Origin of the sequence: Microbacterium rhizosphaerae (assembly GCF_034120055.1) — a bacterium.
Taxonomy (GTDB): Bacteria; Actinomycetota; Actinomycetes; order Actinomycetales; family Microbacteriaceae; genus Microbacterium; species Microbacterium rhizosphaerae.
The window spans coordinates 3,913,819-3,930,529 of record NZ_CP139368.1 but is presented as its reverse complement, the minus strand read 5'-3'; the positions used below and the strand labels follow the sequence as shown (position 1 = coordinate 3,930,529).

Annotated in this window: 15 protein-coding genes; 13 read left to right on the top strand and 2 right to left on the bottom strand. The window is 69.3% G+C overall.

Going from position 1 to position 16,711, the window contains the following annotated elements; genetic code table 11:
• The first annotated feature begins 102 nt into the window (after positions 1-102).
• From SM116_RS17835 to SM116_RS17795, 9 genes are read left to right on the top strand one after another with little or no spacing between them, the layout of a single operon-like run.
• A complete protein-coding gene (locus SM116_RS17835; protein WP_320942309.1) occupies positions 103-1,617 on the top strand; it encodes an MFS transporter in 1,515 nt (504 codons plus the stop codon).
• A gap of 26 nt (positions 1,618-1,643) precedes the next feature.
• Positions 1,644-3,239 carry a GMC oxidoreductase gene (locus tag SM116_RS17830; RefSeq protein WP_320942308.1) on the top strand — a complete coding sequence of 532 codons (1,596 nt, stop codon included), beginning with the start codon at positions 1,644-1,646 and terminating at the stop codon, positions 3,237-3,239.
• Between the two features lie 13 nt (positions 3,240-3,252).
• On the top strand, positions 3,253-3,654 hold the full coding sequence (locus tag SM116_RS17825) for a C-glycoside deglycosidase beta subunit domain-containing protein (protein ID WP_320942307.1): 402 nt from the start codon (positions 3,253-3,255) through the stop codon (positions 3,652-3,654).
• On the top strand, positions 3,651-4,559 hold the full coding sequence (locus SM116_RS17820; RefSeq protein ID WP_320942306.1) for a sugar phosphate isomerase/epimerase family protein: 909 nt from the start codon (positions 3,651-3,653) through the stop codon (positions 4,557-4,559). Before SM116_RS17825 ends, SM116_RS17820 begins: the two co-directional genes overlap by 4 nt.
• A 1-nt stretch (position 4,560) precedes the next feature.
• The gene (locus tag SM116_RS17815; RefSeq protein ID WP_320942305.1) at positions 4,561-6,039 is read left to right on the top strand and encodes a C-glycoside deglycosidase beta subunit domain-containing protein; all 1,479 of its coding nucleotides are present in this window, start codon (positions 4,561-4,563) and stop codon (positions 6,037-6,039) included.
• The gene (locus SM116_RS17810) at positions 6,036-6,167 is read left to right on the top strand and encodes a hypothetical protein (RefSeq protein ID WP_320942304.1); all 132 of its coding nucleotides are present in this window, start codon (positions 6,036-6,038) and stop codon (positions 6,165-6,167) included. Before SM116_RS17815 ends, SM116_RS17810 begins: the two co-directional genes overlap by 4 nt.
• Positions 6,164-7,384: a GDSL-type esterase/lipase family protein gene (locus SM116_RS17805; RefSeq protein ID WP_320942303.1), complete on the top strand. Its 1,221-nt coding sequence runs from the start codon at positions 6,164-6,166 to the stop codon at positions 7,382-7,384. The genes SM116_RS17810 and SM116_RS17805 overlap by 4 nt, the downstream gene beginning before the upstream one ends.
• A complete protein-coding gene (locus SM116_RS17800) occupies positions 7,381-8,289 on the top strand; it encodes an alpha/beta hydrolase (protein ID WP_320942302.1) in 909 nt (302 codons plus the stop codon). Before SM116_RS17805 ends, SM116_RS17800 begins: the two co-directional genes overlap by 4 nt.
• Entirely contained in the window at positions 8,286-9,890 is a 1,605-nt protein-coding gene (locus SM116_RS17795) for a DUF5597 domain-containing protein (protein WP_320942301.1), read from the top strand. Before SM116_RS17800 ends, SM116_RS17795 begins: the two co-directional genes overlap by 4 nt.
• 1 nt (position 9,891) lies before the next feature.
• On the opposite strand, the gene SM116_RS17790 is transcribed toward SM116_RS17795, so the two are convergent.
• The gene (locus SM116_RS17790) at positions 9,892-10,908 is read right to left on the bottom strand and encodes a TetR/AcrR family transcriptional regulator (protein ID WP_320942300.1); all 1,017 of its coding nucleotides are present in this window, start codon (positions 10,906-10,908) and stop codon (positions 9,892-9,894) included.
• Positions 10,909-11,011: 103 nt separating this feature from the next.
• Here SM116_RS17790 and SM116_RS17785 point away from each other — a divergent pair, with 103 nt between their 5' ends.
• Complete coding sequence (locus SM116_RS17785) at positions 11,012-12,301, top strand: ABC transporter substrate-binding protein (RefSeq protein ID WP_320942299.1); 1,290 nt, start codon at positions 11,012-11,014, stop codon at positions 12,299-12,301.
• A gap of 62 nt (positions 12,302-12,363) precedes the next feature.
• Here SM116_RS17785 and SM116_RS17780 read toward each other — a convergent pair whose 3' ends face one another.
• Positions 12,364-13,299: a LysR family transcriptional regulator gene (locus SM116_RS17780; protein WP_320942298.1), complete on the bottom strand. Its 936-nt coding sequence runs from the start codon at positions 13,297-13,299 to the stop codon at positions 12,364-12,366.
• Between the two features lie 256 nt (positions 13,300-13,555).
• Here SM116_RS17780 and SM116_RS17775 point away from each other — a divergent pair, with 256 nt between their 5' ends.
• The 3 genes from SM116_RS17775 (at position 13,556) to SM116_RS17765 (ending at position 16,709) form a co-directional block, all read left to right on the top strand.
• Complete coding sequence (locus SM116_RS17775) at positions 13,556-14,845, top strand: ABC transporter substrate-binding protein (RefSeq protein ID WP_320942297.1); 1,290 nt, start codon at positions 13,556-13,558, stop codon at positions 14,843-14,845.
• A 64-nt stretch (positions 14,846-14,909) separates the two neighbouring features.
• A complete protein-coding gene (locus tag SM116_RS17770) occupies positions 14,910-15,863 on the top strand; it encodes a carbohydrate ABC transporter permease (protein ID WP_320942296.1) in 954 nt (317 codons plus the stop codon).
• 3 nt (positions 15,864-15,866) lie between these two features.
• Positions 15,867-16,709, top strand: a complete 843-nt coding sequence (locus SM116_RS17765) for a carbohydrate ABC transporter permease (RefSeq protein WP_320942295.1) — start codon at positions 15,867-15,869, stop codon at positions 16,707-16,709.
• Positions 16,710-16,711: the final 2 nt, after the last annotated feature.

The window sequence follows — 16,711 nt, the reverse complement described above, 5'->3', positions numbered from 1 at the left end:
GCATAGAATCGACGTGACGTTGGGGCCGACGGCCCGTTCCTTGCGCGAGGTCGCGTGAGGGCACAGCAGGTCACGTCGATGCCCGATCGATCGGGTGACACCATGCCGCTATCACCGCTGAGATTCCGCCTCCTCGTCGCATCGCTCCTGACCGTCTCGTTCCTCGGAGCGCTGGACAACACGGTCGTGACCACGGCCCTCGCCACGGTCGCCGGCCAGCTCGGCGCGCTCGAGCAGATGGGCTGGATCGTCGTCGGCTACACGCTGGCGAGCACCGTGCTGCTGCCCGTCCTCGGGCGCCTCGGCGACCGGATCGGCCCGCGCGCTGTCTTCCTCGCCTCGCTGGCCGTATTCATCCTCGCGTCGGTCGGCTGCGGCTTCGCCCGTGATTTCGGCTGGCTGATCGCGGCCCGGGTCGTGCAGGGCATGAGCTCTGCAGGCCTCCAGCTGATGTCGCAGACGATCGTCGCCAAGACGACCACCCCGATCCAGCGGCCGAAGTACCTCGCGATCATCGGCGCCGCGTTCCCCATCGCCATCCTCATCGGCCCCGTGCTCGGCGGGCTGATCACCGACTACTGGGGGTGGCCGTGGGTGTTCTGGGTGAACGTGCCCGTGGGGCTTATGGCGCTCGCGTTCGCGATCATCGCCGTGCCGCACCTCGAGCCGGGCGAAGCCGAGCGCTTCGACATCGCCGGCTCCGTGGCCCTGACCATCGCGCTCGTCGCAGTCGTGCTCGCCGTCACGTGGATGGGAAGCCGCGGCCCGGGCAGCATCCTGGCCCTCACCGCCGGCATCCTGGCCCTCGTCGTCTTCTTCGTCGTCGAGCTGCGCACGCCCGCGCCGATCGTGCCGCTGCGGCTCTTCGCCGACCGCACGATCGCCGCCGGCACGGTCGTCTCGGCGATCGTCGGCGTCGGGCTCTTCTCGATCACCGCATACCTGCCGACGTACTTCCAGATGGCGTACCGGACCAGCGCGACGGTGTCCGGTCTCGTGCCGATCGCGACGGTGTTCGGGATGCTCGTCGCCAACCTCGCGACCGGATGGCTCGTCAGCCGCACGGGCCACTACCGTCCGTACCCCATAGCGGGCACGGCGATCGGGGCAGCCGGGCTCGCCGTGATGGCGCTGTTGCCCGGCGGCCTGCCGCTGTGGGTGCCGATGACCGTCATGGCCGTCGTCGGACTCGGCACCGGCGCCTTCATGAGCCTCATCGTCGCCGTCGTGCAGAGCGCGGCACCGACCCGCGACACCGGCACGATCACGGCGACGGTCAACCTCGTCCGCCAGGTCGGCTCGACCGTGGCCACCGCGATCATCGGCGCGCTCATCGGTCTCGGCGTCGCCGCCCTTCTACCCGGCGGACTGGATGCCGCGACCCTGACGCCGGCGGTGGCCCATGCCGCCGCGCCCGAGCTGCAGGCGCAGGTCGCGGAGATCTACCACCGCGTGTTCGCGCCGATCTTCGCCGGCCTCGCCGTCACCTACGCGATCGGCGTCGTCGCCGCCGCCCTGCTGCCGAACCGGCGGCTTTCCGACCACCCCGACCCGACCATGGGCGGCGCCGTCGCCGTCGCCGTCGCCGTCGCCGTGCCCGAACCCGAAGCCGCGTAGGCGCGATGTCCCTCGAAGGAGCCCGCATGTCCACCCCACCCACCGTCGTCGTCGTCGGCAGCGGCCCGATCGGCTCCGCGTACGCGCGGGTGCTGCTCGAGTCGTCGCCCGACCTCCGCGTCGTCATGTTCGAGGCCGGTCCGCAGCTGACCGAGCGCCCGGGCGCCAGCGTGCGCAACATCGTCGACCCCGCCGAGAAGGAGCGGGCGCGCGAGATGTCGCAGGGCCCGCAGTCGGGCGCGTACCGCGAGTCGCTGGGCATCCCGGCCGGAGCCGTCGTCGAGGGCATGTTCACCGCCCGCGGCGGCACGTTCCTGCTCGACTTCGGCGGTGAGGGCTCGGCGCACGCCGCGACCTTCCCCGCGGTCGCGGCCGCCACGAACGTCGGCGGCCAGGGCGCCCACTGGACGTGCGCGACACCGGCGCCCGCCTTCAGCGAGAAGGTGCCGTTCATCCCGGACGAGGAGTGGGACGACCTCATCTCGGAGGCCGAGCGCCTGCTGCACGTGCAGGGCGCCGCGTTCGCCGACTCGGCGATCGGGGCCGGCATCCGGACCCTGCTCGATCGCGAGTTCGGCGCGAGGCTGCCCGCGGGCTACGGCGTCGGCACGCTGCCCGTCGCCGGCGACCCGCAGCCCGACGGAACGATGGTCTGGGCCGGTGCCGACGTCGTGCTCGGTCCGCTCATCGAGCCGGGCACGCCCGAGTCGGAGCGCTTCGAGCTGCGCGATCTGACCCTCGTCCGTCGCATCGAGCACGAGAACGGGGTCGTGACCGGCGTCGCGGTCGAGGGCCTGCGCACTCGCGAGACCTCTGTCATCCCGGCGGATCTCGTCGTCGTCGCCGCAGACGCCTTCCGCTCGCCGCAGCTGCTGTGGGCGTCCGGCATCCGTCCCGCCGCCCTCGGTCGCTACCTCACCGAGCATCACGTCGTCATCAGCACCGTCGCCCTCGACGGCGAGCGGATGCGCGAGCTCGTCTCCGACGAGGAGCTCGCCGACGAGCTCGCCCGTCGTGCGCAGAACGCCGCCGATCCGGTTGCGGCGGTCAACCGCATCCCGTTCTCCGAGCCCGACCACCCGTTCTCGCTGCAGGTCATGTACGCCGAGAACCCGCCGTTCGCGCTCGACCCGGCCCACCCGCACGCCGGGAACCGCTGGGGCTACGTGAACATGGGCTACGGGGTGCGCAAGCATCCCCGTGTCGAGGACGGCGTGCGCTTCGACGACGGCGAACTCGATTACCGCGGGTTCCCGAACATGACGATCGAGTACGCGCTCACCGACGTCGAGAACGACGAGATCGCGCTCGCGACCGAGCACCTGCGCCGCGCGGGCGGCGCGCTCGGCACGTTCGTCGCGGAGCCGAGGCTGCTGCCGAACGGCTCGAGCCTGCACTACATGGGCACGATGCGCATGGGCGAGACGGATGACGGCACCTCGGTGGCCGATCCGTACTCGCGCGTCTGGGGCACCGAGAACCTCGTGGTCGGCGGCAACGCGCTCATCCCGACGGCCAACACGATGAACCCGACGCTCATGAGCGTCGCGCTCGCCGTACGCGGTGCCCGCAAGGCCGCGGAGCAGCTGAGCGCGTCGCGCGCGGCCGAGCGCGTGAGCTGAGGAAGAGGAAGACATGCTCGAAGAACAGCTGATCCAGGCCGCCGGATTCCGCAACGTCGGACCGGATGCCGCGCCCACCGGCTTCCAGCTGCGCGTGCGCAGCCCGTACTACCGCGGTCTGTGGGGAAGCCTCATCGAGAGGCCGACGGTCACCGTGGACGGCGAGGAGTTCGCCGGCGACGACACCCTCTGGACCCTCCCCACCGGCGAGTACACCTTCGCCGAGCTGCAGAGATCGCCCGACGCGCGCTGGCCGATGGACGCGCCGGCGGTGCTCACGGTTCCGAAGCCCGGCGGGCTGGCCCGCGGCATCCACGAGGTGACGCTCGAACTGCGCCTGCGCATGTCGTACATCCCGGAAGAGCTCCAGCCCTCCATCTGGACCGCGACCCGAAAGGCGGTGATCGTCCGATGAGCACCGACAACCTGCCCTTCGGTCTCGGCGTCTCGCTCTACAGCTACACCGAGGACCTCGGAGTGACGATGACCGTGGAGGACTGCATCGAGGATGTCGCCGACCTCGGCGCGAAGGGCCTCGAGATCCTCGGCGAGGGCCATATCGCCGACTACCCGAACCCCTCGACCGCATGGATCGACGCCTGGTTCGCGCGGAACGAGCGCCTCGGCCTCACGCCCACGCTGTACGGCTCGTGGATCGACACCCGCCGGTTCCCAGGACGCGGGATGACGGCCGCCGAGGGGGCCGCGCAGCTCGCACTCGACCTGCGCCTGGCCGGGCGGCTCGGCTTCTCGTTCGTCCGCCCGAAGATCGGCGTGATCTCGGGCGACCTGCAGGTCGACCCGATCTGGCAGGAGGCCGTCGAGCGCAACCTCGAGCTCGCTGAGGAGCTCGGCATCGTCATCTGCCCCGAGATCCACTGGCCGACGGTCATCAGGTCCCCGGTGGTCGAGGAGTACCTCGAGTTCAAGGAGCGGACCGGCACCTCGCAGTTCGGCCTGCTGATCGACACCGGCGTCTTCGACGTCCAGCGGTTCCATGCACGTGGCGGCAGCGCGTCGTTCCGCATGGGTGATGGGGGAGCGATGCCGCCGGACGTCCCGTTCGTGCCGGTGTCGGACCTCGCCGAGGTCATGGAGCACACGGTGTACTTCCAGGCCAAGTTCTACGAGGTGGACGACGACCTCGTCGACCACTACCTCCCGTGGCGCGAGATCATCGACGTCGTCGTCGACTCGGGCTACACCGGCTGGCTGTCGAGCGAGTACGAGGGGCACCACGTGCCCTATCGCGCCGCCGACCAGCTGCGCCGGCAGCACGCCCTGATCCGCTCCATCGCGGCCGAACGAACGGAGAGATGACATGCCGAACGGACTGATCGACGACGCGAGCCTGCGCACGCACCCCGACGGGTTCGCGCTGGCGCTGACCATCCCCTGGTACCGCAGCCTCTGGCTGTCGTCCGTGACCACCCTCTGGGTCTCGATCGACGGCGTCGATGTGCCGCAGGACGACCTGACGTTCGAGCTCGACGGCGTACGGTACGCCATCGCCGACCTTCCCGCGCAGAGCGACGTGCTCTGGTACCTGCAGTCGCACCCGCTCCTGATCGTGCGGCGTGATGCCGCGGTCGCGCTCGGCGAGACGCACGACATCGTGATCCACGGCGAATTGCGGTTGCCATACATGCAGATCGTTCCGGGCGAGAACGGCGGAGCCGGCCTCTATGTGCCGAACATCGTCCACCAGGTGCTCACCCTCACCGCGACCGATCGCGATCCCGAGCCCCCGGTGCTCGAGACGGGCATCGCGCCGCCCCCGCCCGCCACGGACGCCGACCCCTTCCAGCTGGGTCTCACGCTCTACTCGGCTTCGGCCGAGTTCAGGGCGGGGTGGTTCGACTTCGACGGCCTCCTCGATCGCGTCGCCGAGCTCGGGATCGGGCCGGGCATCGAGATCGTGGCATCGCAGATGGTGCCGACGTATCCCGTCGTGTCGGACGACTTCGTGCGTACGTGGCGCGAGGCGTTCGACCGCCACGGATTCGACGCGAGCTCGTTCGGTGCCAACCTCGACATGGGCAGGCGGCGCGATCGCGACATGACCCCGGACGAGGAGTTCGCCTTCAGCGAGCTCATGTTCCAGGGCGCGAAGAAGCTCGGATTCCCCTTGGTGCGCATCCAATCCGCCAAGCCCGAGCTGCTGCGGCGCCTGCTGCCCATCGCGGAGCAGCTGGATCTCAAGCTCGCGTACGAGATCCACGCCCCGATGGGCCCGAACGCCGAGCCGATCCTGAAGGTGCGCGACACCTTCGCCGAGCTCGACTCGCCCCTCCTCGGGTTCGTCGCCGACTTCTCCGCGACGATGCACGCCATGTCGCCGACGCTGCTGCGCGCCGTTCGCCGCGCAGGATTGGACGAGGGGGGCGTCCAGCGGATGCAGGACATCTGGGCCACCGATGCCCCGATGCGCGACCGCCAGGAGGAGTTCATCGGCTACCTGCGCAACCGGGACTTCGACCCCGGGCGTCTCGGCTCGTTCGCGCACCTGGCCTTCAACATGCACGGGCACGTCGACCCGCACGAGTGGGCCGACATCATGCCGCAGATCCTGCACGTGCACGCGAAGTTCTACGACATCGACGAGGACGGCCAGGAGCCTGCGATCGACTACCCGGAGCTCGTCAGGGTCTTCGTCGAGGGCGGATACCGCGGCTACTGGTCGAGCGAGTGGGAGGGCCACGCGTTCGCCGAGCTCGGCGAGGTCGACCCGCTGCTGCTCGTCCGCAAGCAGCACGACCTCATCCGCCGCGCGATGCACGCTGTGGCGGCCCCCGTATGACCGCGCAGTCCGCGCAGGCCGAGAGGCGTTCGCGCGCCCGCTCCATGCCGACGGCATCCATCATCGCGGCTCAGCGGGCCGTCGCAGACGTCCACGCCTTCCGGCAGAGCACCGAAGGAGTGACATGAATCAGGAGACTGCAGACCTCGTTCGGGCAAGCCTGCATGGAGCTGTCGACGTCGAGGTCAGCGCGACCGGTCTGACACCGTTGCGGTTGCCGGCGCGCGCTCGGGCCCAGTCCGACTCGGACTGGATGCGGATCGCGGCTGAGCAGGCCTCGGGGGTGCGCTGCGAGTTCCGTACGGCGGCGACGTGGATCGAGCTCACGGTGGAGACGACCGGTCTGTATCTGCCCTGGGTTCCCGCGCAGGCGCGGTGGGCGGTGTTCTCCGCGACGGTCGACGGCGAGCCCGTCGACGATGCCCGCGTGACGGGTGGATCCGAGCTGCATCTGGCGGAGCCCGGCGGACCGCGATTCGTGCAGGGCGAGCCGGCCGTCGTGCGGTTCGAGCTCGGTGGGACGGGTGTCGAGGAGCGCCGGGTCGTCGTGTGGTTACCGCAGACCGACACCGTCGAGATCCGCGATGCGCGAGCCGATGCGCCGCTCCGGCCCGCCGAGCCCCGTGACCAGCTGCGCTGGTGGCATCACGGCAGCTCGATCAGCCACTGCATCGAGGCGGCGACACCTCGTGGTGTGTGGCCTGTCGCTGCGGCCGACCAGCTGGGGCTGGACGTCACGAATCTCGGCTTCGCGGCCAACGCCCATCTGGATCAATTCACCGCCCGGGCGATGAGGGACTCGGGCGCGGACCTCCTCAGCCTGAAGATCGGCATCAACATCGTCCGTGGTGACACCATGAAGCGGCGCACGTTCGTCCCCGCCGTGCACGGTTTCCTCGACACGATCCGCGATGGCGCTCCGACGGCGCCGATTCTCGTGGTCTCGCCGATCATCTGCCCGATGCACGAGGACACACCGGGCCCGACTGTCACCGACCCGGAGACCGGTGAGCGGCACGGAACGCCGAGCCAGACGACCGACGTCTTCGAACCGCCCCTGTCCCTGCGCTCGGTTCGCGGGATTCTGCGAGACATCGTCCAGACCCGGGCGTCGGAAGACCCCGCACTGTTCTATCTGGATGGGCGTGATCTCTTCGGCGCGGACGACCTCGGGGAGCTGCCCGATGGCCTGCATCCCAGCCCGGCCGGGTACCTGCTGATCGCCGAGCGGTTCGCGGGATCGCCCGTCGTCTCCGAATGGATCGCGGCTGCTCGGCCAGACACCCGGGTACGGAATGAGATGGATGCGGAGACACCGCGTATGACAGGGAGAATCTCGGCATGACCGACAGCGAGTTCGACATCCGCTCACTGCCGTTTCCGGAGGCCCTGCGGTGGCTGCGTGAGAACGGCGAGCCCGCCGACCCGCGCACCGACATCGACACCGGGTCGCTGCGACGCCGCTTCCCACGGCTGGCGAACGTCGAGACGCACGACCTGACGATCGAGACCCCGTATGGCGCGCAGCCCGCCCGCGCGTACCGCGATAACAGCGCGGACTCCTCCGGTCGAGGACTCGTGTGGGTGCACGGGGGAGCGTTCATCGGCGGGTACCTCGACATGCCCGAGTCGAACTGGGTCGCGCTCGAGCTCGCGGCTCGCGGCATCCCGGTGCTCGCCGTCGACTATTCGAAGTGCCTCGGCGATGTCCACTACCCGGTGCCCTCGGACGACGTCATCGCGGCCTGGGAGTACGGCCTCGCGCACTCGGCTGACCTCCTGGGCGTCGGCCCCGAAGCGCTCTACCTCGGCGGGGCGAGCGCGGGCGGCGCGCTGACCTCGGGCGCGGCCGCGCGGCTGCGCGACGGCGGCGGGACCGTCCCGGCCGGGCTGGTGCTCGTGTATCCCGTCGCGCACCCCGACGGCGCGCATCCGGGTTCCATCCCGGATCCGGCCGCGCCGCACGCCCAGCTGTCGCTGAACTACGCGGGCTCCGCCGAGGCGCTGTACGATCCGCACGTGTTCGCCGGGCTGGGGTCGGGCGAGGGCTTCCCGCGCACGATCGTGGTGGTCTGCGAGCACGACGGCCTCCGTCCGTCCGGCGAGGCCTTCGCGGCGCTGCTCGACGAGGGCGGCGTTGACGTGACTCTGCATCTCGAGCCAGGTGCGGACCACGCGCACATCAATGAGCCGTCGGATCCGACGGCGCTCCCCACGATCGAGGTGATCGCGGCATGGATGCGCGCGTGACCACCCCGCGCTGGCGCATCGCCGACACGCAGCTGCTGTTCGACGACCGGCCCGTCCTCCTGCTCGGCGGCCAGCTGCACAACTCGACCTCCTCGAGCATCGGCGGGATCGCCGAAGGACTCCGGCACGTGCGCGAGCTCGGCGGCAACACGGTCGTCGCGCCCGTCTGCTGGGACCTCACCGAGCCGGTCGAGGGCGAGTTCGACTTCTCGCTCGTCGAGGCCCTGCTGACCCAGGCCGACGCGAACGACCTCCGCCTTGTCCTGCTGTGGTTCGGTGCGTACAAGAACGCGGGTTCGACCTACGCACCGCGCTGGGTCCGGGCTGACACGCAGCGGTTTCCGCGCGCTCGCACGAGCGGTCAGATCAGGCCGGCGTTCACATACGAGGGCCAGACGCCCTCGCCCGTGCTGAGCGTCTTCTCGCCCGAGCTGCGCGAGGCGGATGCGCGCGCATTCGAGGCGTTGATGTCCTTCGTCGCCGGGAACGAGTTGCGCGATCGCGTCGCGATGGTGCAGATCGAGAACGAGATCGGACTTCTGGCGGACAGCCGCGACCGCAGCGAGCTCGCCGCGGCGGCGTGGGGCGCCGACGTCCCGGAGGCGTTCCTCGCCTTCCTTGACACCGCGCCGGCGTCGATCGCCGCGGGACTGTGGCGCGAGGCCGGCGCGCCGCGATCGGGTTCGTGGTCTGAACTGCTCGGCGACGGCTGGGAGGCCGACGAGGTCTTCATGGCGTGGGCGTTCGCCTCCTACGTCGAGGCGCTCGCAGTGCGCGGCGCCGCCGTCTGGCCCGTTCCCTTCTACGTCAACGCGTGGCTCGGTCCGCAGCCCGGCCAGGACCGCGCCGGTCGGTACCCGAGCGGCGGACCGGCGAGCCGCGTGCTCGACGTCTGGCGCGCCGCGGCGCCGAGCCTGGCCACGCGGTCGCCAGACATCTACATCGACGATGCGGCCGGTGTCATGGACGCATATGTCGCCGACGGAAGCCCGCTGTTCGTCCCGGAGTGCCGGCTGCGTGCCGGGGACGCCGTTCTGTCGATCGCCCGCGGAGCCCTCGGCTGGTCGGCGTTCGGCATCGACGACGCACGCGCGGGCGGCCAGGTCTCGCAGCTGCTCGAACAGCTCACCCAACTCGAAGAGCTCGTCACGACGGCCCAGCGCGACGGCCGGCTCGCCGGCGTCGTCCTCGAGCCCGCTGCGGACTACGCCGAGGTCGACCTCGGCGGCTACCGGCTCGTCGGCCGCGGCACACGCGCGCTCTTCGGGCGGATGCTGCTCGACGTCGGCGTCGCCGAGCTGCCGGCGACGCCCGAGCTGCCGGCCGAGACGATGGACGGCGCCAGGATCACCTCAGCGCACGACACGCGCCCGCTCGCACTCGTCGTCGCCGAGGACAGTGACGCCTTCCTCGTGATCGGGGAGGGCCTCACGATCGACTTCTTCCACGACGACGGCACGGTCGAGATCGATTCCGTCGTCGCCGGTCGGTTCGAGGCGGGGGAGTGGATGCCGCGAGCCGTCCTGAACGGCGACGAGCGGCTGGTCGTGCTGCCGACGGACGGGATCGGCGTGGTCCGCATCCGGGTCCTCCGCCTCTGAGTCACCCGTCCCCGAGGACTCCTTCGGCGACGCGGGTGAGACGCGCGCAGAACTCGTCGAGCGTCTCGGGCTCGTCCGACCAGAACGTCGGTCCGTAGATGGTGCGGAAGACGCACGCCTCGTAGACGACACGAGCGGCGGATGCGGCAGCCTCGGCGCTCCGCGCATGTAACGCACCCGCGATCCGCGACCGCAGTCGCCGGGAGGTCATCGCACCGTGCGAGAGCAGCCACGGGTCCTCCACGGCCTGTCGGATGATCGCCCCCATCAGCGCGGAGTGGCGGTCGAACACGGTCGCGGCGGCCCCCACTGCTCCGGCAACCGACGGCTCGGTAGACCCGAAGAGCTCGTCCTCCGAGGCCACGACATCCTGCATGACGTCTTCGTACACGGCGCGCAAGAGCCCCGCCCGACCGTCCACGCGCGCGTAGATCGACGGGGCCGTCACACCGGCGCGGCGGCAGACCTCGCTGATGGTGAGGGCGTCATAGCCGCCTTCGGCGAGCAGGTCGCGCCCCGCCGCGACCACCCGGAGCCAGCTGGCCCGGCTGCGCGCCTGCTGGGGTTCGCGGATGCTGCTCGCCGACGGCGCGACGTCACTCATCGGGCAGTAGCCGCCGATGATCTGCAGGCGGTGCTCTCTCTTCGGGGAGGCGCCCCACACGTGCGTCCGCACCGTCGAATCGATGCCATCCGCGCCGACGAGCAGCGGTGTGCGGACGGTCGACCCGCCCTTCAGCGTCAGCTCGACGTGGTCGCCCCGGTCGGCGATCTCGGCGACCTCCGTGTGGACATGCAGCATGCCTTCCGGGAGGGCCGCCAGCATGCGTCGGTACAGGTCGGGTCGCAGCATCCCGATGAATCCGCCCCCGTAGCGCTCGACGACGTCGTCCGGGATCCGGACATCTGCTCGCACGTGACCCGCCGCGTTGCGGAACGTCGAGTGGCACGGAGCGCCGAGGTCGTGCGTGTCGACGCCACAGTTCCGGCGACCCACAAGGTCGCTGATGATCAGCATCGCGAAGACTTATGTGTGTTTTCAGCGGATCTGTGTTTCTCTTGACCAAATGCACGGATCGACCCGAATGACCGTGCCGACGACGACGTCAGAAAGGCTGGACATGACACAGCACCGTTCGTGGAAGCGGATCGCCCTGTTCGCGGCCCCGCTCGCCGCGGGAGCCCTCGTCCTCGCGGGGTGCTCGACCGGCAGCGGAGCGAGCGCCAAGGAACCGCAGACGATCACGTTCGCCTTCGGCGCGACCAACGACGCCGACAAGGCGGCGTACTCGGGTCTCGCCCAGGCTTACGAGAAGGCTCACAAGGGCGTCACCGTCACGCCGCAGAACCTGCCCGCCGAGAGCTACCAGACCGCGGTCGCCACCCGCGTGCAGGGCGGCAACGCGCCCGACACGTTCCAGTCCGAGGGCGGAACGGGTCAGTCGTACTCGATCATCCCGTTCGCGAAGGCCGGCCTGCTGTTGCCGCTGACCGACTCGGCGGTCACCTCGGCGCTGCCTTCGTCGCAGAAGGAGCTGTGGACCTACAACGGCAAGGCGTATGGCGTGCCGCTCGGCTCGAACGCGAACGGCGTGATCTACAACGACGAGCTGGCGAAGTCCATCGGCGTCAACATCGACGCATCCACCAGCCTCGACGACATCATCGCGCAGTGCGCGGTCGCCCGCTCGAAGGGCAAGACGGTCTACGGTCTGGCCGGATCCACCGTCCCGAACAACGCGTTCCTCGCGCTCGGCCTCGCCACCTCGACCGTCTACGGACCCGATCAGCACTGGAACGAGAAGCGCGCGGCAGGCAAGGTCACCTTCGCAGGCACCAAGGGCTGGAACGAGGCCCTGACCAACCTGAAGAAGATGTACGACGCGGGCTGCTTCCAGGACGGCGCCCAGGGCGCCGGCTTCGACGCCCTGACCAACGGCGCCTCGCAGGGCAAGATCCTCGGCTTCTTCGCGCCGAGCAACGCGGCGAAGGAGATCATGGATGCCGCGGGCGGCCACGTGAAGCTCGTCATCCTGCCGATCGCGGCCCCGAGCGGAACGAAGACGTACCTCTCGGTAAGCGCCGACCAGTCGGTCTCCGCGAGCGCGAAGACGAAGAGCCCGAAGCTCGCCGCGGACTTCCTGAAGTTCATCGTCTCGCCGGCCGGTCAGGAGCAGTACTCCCAGGCCGTCGGCACCATCCCGGTCACGGCGACGGCATCGACCGCACTGCTGCCGCAGTTCGACCCGGTGAAGGGACTCATCACCTCGAACACCGTCCGCGGGCTTCCCTCGACGGACTGGACGAACGCGAAGGTCTACGCCGATCTCGGCAGCGGCGTGCAGGGCATCCTCACCGGTCAGATGACCGTCAAGCAGGTGCTCCAGCAGATGGACGCCGACTGGGGGTGACCCGCATCCATCGGTGAATCAGGGAGCGGGGCGCGGAGGGCGCCCGGCTCCCTGTCCGTGGTTCAGGCGTGCTCGCCGGCCTCGACGATGCGTCCGGCCTCTTCGAACAGCGACCGCATCCACGTGTGCTCGGGATCGTGACTGTGCACCGGATGCCACCACAGCGCGTTGACGATCGGAGTCGGGGAGAACGGCAGGCCGACCACCCGCACGGCGGCCGCGCGCAACGCCAGCGGGACGAGCGCCGAGTGGATGATCGCCACACGGGAGGTGCCCGCGATGAAGTGCGGGATGGCGAGGAAGCTCTCGACCACCACCTCGACCTTGGGCTCGATGCCGAGCTGCTGCACCTGCCGCTCGGCGGAGGTGAAGGCCGACCGGCTCTGGTAGTTCATGACCCACGGCAGGCGCAGCATGTCGTCCTGCGTCAGCCGCTCGCCGACGGTGTCGTTGGAGGCCGCGACGATCGCCACCCATTCATCCCGCCACACGTCCACGTACGGCAGATCGGTGAGGAAGCCGTGCGGGATCACCATCCCGTCCACGGAGCGCAGGCGGTTCGCGGCATCCTCGACCACCGCCGGGTTGTGCAGCATGAACCGGAAGTGCACCCCCGGTGCGCGCTGCGCCGCGAGCTCGGAGACGACGCGGCCCACGGTCGTGAAGCCGTAGTCGGAGCCGTAGATCGAGAACTCGCGCACCGACTCCGCCGGATCCCACGTCGCCTGGCTCTCGAACACGCGGCGCGCCGCCTCGAGCGCCGTCGTCGTGTGGTCGGCGAGCCGGAGGGCGAGCGGGGTGAGCTCGTACGTGTTGCCGCGGCGGGCGAGGATCGGGTCGCCGAAGTGCGTCCGCAGCCGCGCGAGGGAGGCGCTGAGGGCCGGCTGGCTGAGGTGCAGGCGCTCGGCGGCCCGCGTGACGCTGCGCTCGGTGAGCAGGGCGTCGAGCGACACGAGCAGATTCAGATCGAGCCGGGACAGCAGGAGATGATCGGCCACTTCTGCGTGATCCTTCGGGTGAGGCGCTGGTGTGGCAACTGTATCAGCCGCGCTGATGCGGCACACCGGGCCCATCGTCGCCCCCGATCGGCGCACCCGCAGAACTCCGCATGTCCCGACTGTGCCGCACGGGCGCCGGGTTATGTCTGATATCCAAACCACTTATGTGTGTTTTAGGCGCATCCCGGCGATACTGGAGAAACAGCACCGGACACTCGACGAGCGAGTGTCGACAACGAAGTCAGAAAGGCTGGACATGACACAGCATCTCCGTTCGCGGATGCGGATCGGCCTGTTCGCCGCCCCGCTCGCCGTCGGGGCCCTCATCCTCGCCGGCTGCTCCGGAAGCAACACGGCCAGCGGACCCGAACCGCAGACCATCTCGTACGCCTTCGGTGCCAGCAACCCGCAGGACAAGGCGGCGTACACGAGCATCGCCACCAACTACGAGAAGGCGCACAAAGGCGTCACCGTCAACACGGTGAACCTCCCGGGCGAGAGCTACGCGAGCGCCCTCGCCACCCGGGTGCAGGGCGGTAACGCCCCCGACACCTTCAATGCCGAGGGTGGCATCGGCCAGGCGAACTCGATCATCCCCTGGGCGAAGGCCGGGCTGCTGCTGCCGCTCAGCGACGATATCCAGCGGAACCTGCCCGCGTCGCAGAAGGACCTCTGGGTCTACAACGGCAAGGCGTACGGCGTGCCGCTCGGCACCCAGGCCAACGGCGTGATCTGGAACGACGAGCTGGCGAAGTCCATCGGCGTGAACGTGACCCCCTCGACGAGCCTCGACGACCTCATCGCGCAGTGCGGCGCGGCGCGCGCGCAGGGCAAGTCGATCTACGGCCTGGCCGGAGCCGCGCCGCCCAACACGGGCTTCCTGGCGCTCGGCATCGCGACCTCGACGGTCTACGGCCCCGACAAGGACTGGAACCAGAAGCGCGCCGCAGGCAAGGTCACCTTCGACGGGACGAAGGGCTGGCACACGGCGCTCGAGTCGATCAAGGCGATGTTCGACGCCAAGTGCTTCCAGGACGGAGCGCAGGGCGCCGGCTTCGACGCTCTGACGAACGGCGCCTCGCAGGGCAAGATCCTCGGCTTCTTCGCGCCGAGCGCGGCGGCGAAGGAGATCATGGATGCCGCGGGCGGCCACGTGAAGCTCGTCATCCAGCCCATTCCCGCGCCCGCGGGCACCAAGACGTACCTGTCGCTGAGTGCGGATCAGAGCGTTGCGGCGAGCGCCAAGACAAAGAGCCCCAAGCTGTCGACGGACTTCCTGAAGTACATCCTGTCGGGCGAGGGCCAGCAGGCGTACTCCACGCTGGTGGGCACCATCCCGGTGAACGTCAGCAGCTCCACGGCACTGCTGCCCCAATACGAAGGCCTCAAGGACATGATCACGGCGAACGACGTTCGGGGATACCCGGCCACGGCGTGGTCGAACGCGAAGGTGTACGCCGACCTGGGGAGCGGCGTACAGGGCATCCTGACCGGTCAGATGACGGTCGACCAGGTGCTCAAGCAGATGGATGCCGACTGGGGTTGATCCGGATGCGCTCGGTGGCCGGCCCTGAGGGCCGGCCACCGGCTCGGATGAGGGGAATGACGCGATGGTGACCCAGATGGTGACCGAGACCGAAGTGATCACGACCGCGCGGTCGGTCGGGCGGGGACGGCCGCGGGGTCCGCGGACGAAGTCCTACCACGTGCGGCTCGGCTCGTGGTGGTGGGCGCTGCCCGCCCTCGTGCTCGTGCTGATCGTGATCTACGCATCGACGGTCGCCGGAGGCTTCTTCGCCTTCACGAACTGGACCGGCGTCGGCGACTTCGACTTCGTCGGTCTGCAGAACTTCGTGAAGATCTTCCAGACGCCGGAGCTCGTCGGCTCGCTGTGGAACACTCTGTTCCTGGCGTTCGGGTTCCTCATCTTCACGAACATCCTGGGCCTGCTGTTCGCACTGGCCCTGAATCGCGGGCTGAAGTCGCGCTACGTGCTGCGCACCCTCGTGTTCATGCCGGTGGTCGTGAGCCCCATCGCCGTCTCGTACATCTGGAAGTTCATCTTCGACTACAACGGCCCGCTGAACCAGTTCGTCGGAGCCCTGGGGATTCCGAGGCAGAACTGGCTGGCCAGCCCCACGCTCGCGATCTGGTGCGTCCTGGTCGTTCTGGTGTGGCAGAACATCGGCTTCATCATGGTCACCTACCTCGCCGGCCTCGCCACGGTCCCGGTGGAGATGGAGGAGGCCGCGGCCATCGACGGCGCCGGCGCCTTCCGCCGCTTCCGGTACGTGGTGCTGCCGATGATCCAGCCCTCGGTGGCGATCGCGACGACGCTCACCCTGATCCAGGGCCTGCGCGTGTTCGACCAGGTGGTCGCACTCACCAACGGCGGTCCCGCCGGTGCCACCCAGACGCTGGCGCTCGAGGTCTACAACACGGCATTCACCTACCAGCAGTTCGGGTTCGGCGCCGCTCTGGCCCTCGTGCTGAGCCTGCTCATCCTGATCTTCTCCGTCGGACAGCAGTACGCGACGCGCGACCGCTCGCAGAAGGAGGCCTGACCCGTGTTCCGCTACACCAAGAAGACCCTGACGGTCGAGATCATCACGATCCTCGCCACCGCGATTCTGCTGCTGCCCTTCTGGATCCTGCTGATGGGGTCCTTCAAGACCCTCCCGCAGATCCTGAACACCGCGGCGGTCGCACCGCCCACCCAGCCCACGATCGACAACTTCGTGCAGTTGCTGTCGCCGTCGTCCAGCTCGTCGGGCAACATCTGGGCGGGTCTGCTGGCGAGTGTCGTCATCACGGTCGGCAGCATCCTGCTCCTGGTGGTGCTCGGCTCGGTCGCCGCGTACGGCATCGCCCGCTCCACGAGCCGGTGGAGCCGACGCTCCTTCTACCTGTTCCTCGTGGCGATCATCCTGCCGACGCAGCTGGGCACGCTGCCGCTGTACATCGGGGCGCGCAGCGTGGGACTCGTCGGCAACCCGTGGGGCATGGTCATCATCTACACCGGGATGCTGCTTCCCCTGTCGGTGTTCCTCTATGCCAACTTCTTCCGCAACCTCGGCGTGGAGTACGAAGAGGCGGCCGTGATCGACGGCGCCAACAGGTACCAGGTGTTCTGGCGGATCGTGTTCCCGCTCATGTCCCCGGCGACCGGCACCGTGTCGATCCTCGCCGGGCTCATCGTGTGGAACGACTTCTTCACGGCGCTGATCTTCCTGAACGGAACGCCGTGGCAGACGCTGCCCGTCGTGATGTACAGCTACGTCGGCTCGCTCGTCTCGCAGTGGAACCTCATCTTCGCGATCGTCATCGTCTCGATGATCCCGATCCTGGCGTTCTACGCGTTCGCCCAGCGGAAGTTCATCCAGGGCTACGCCGGCGGACTCAAGGGCTGACC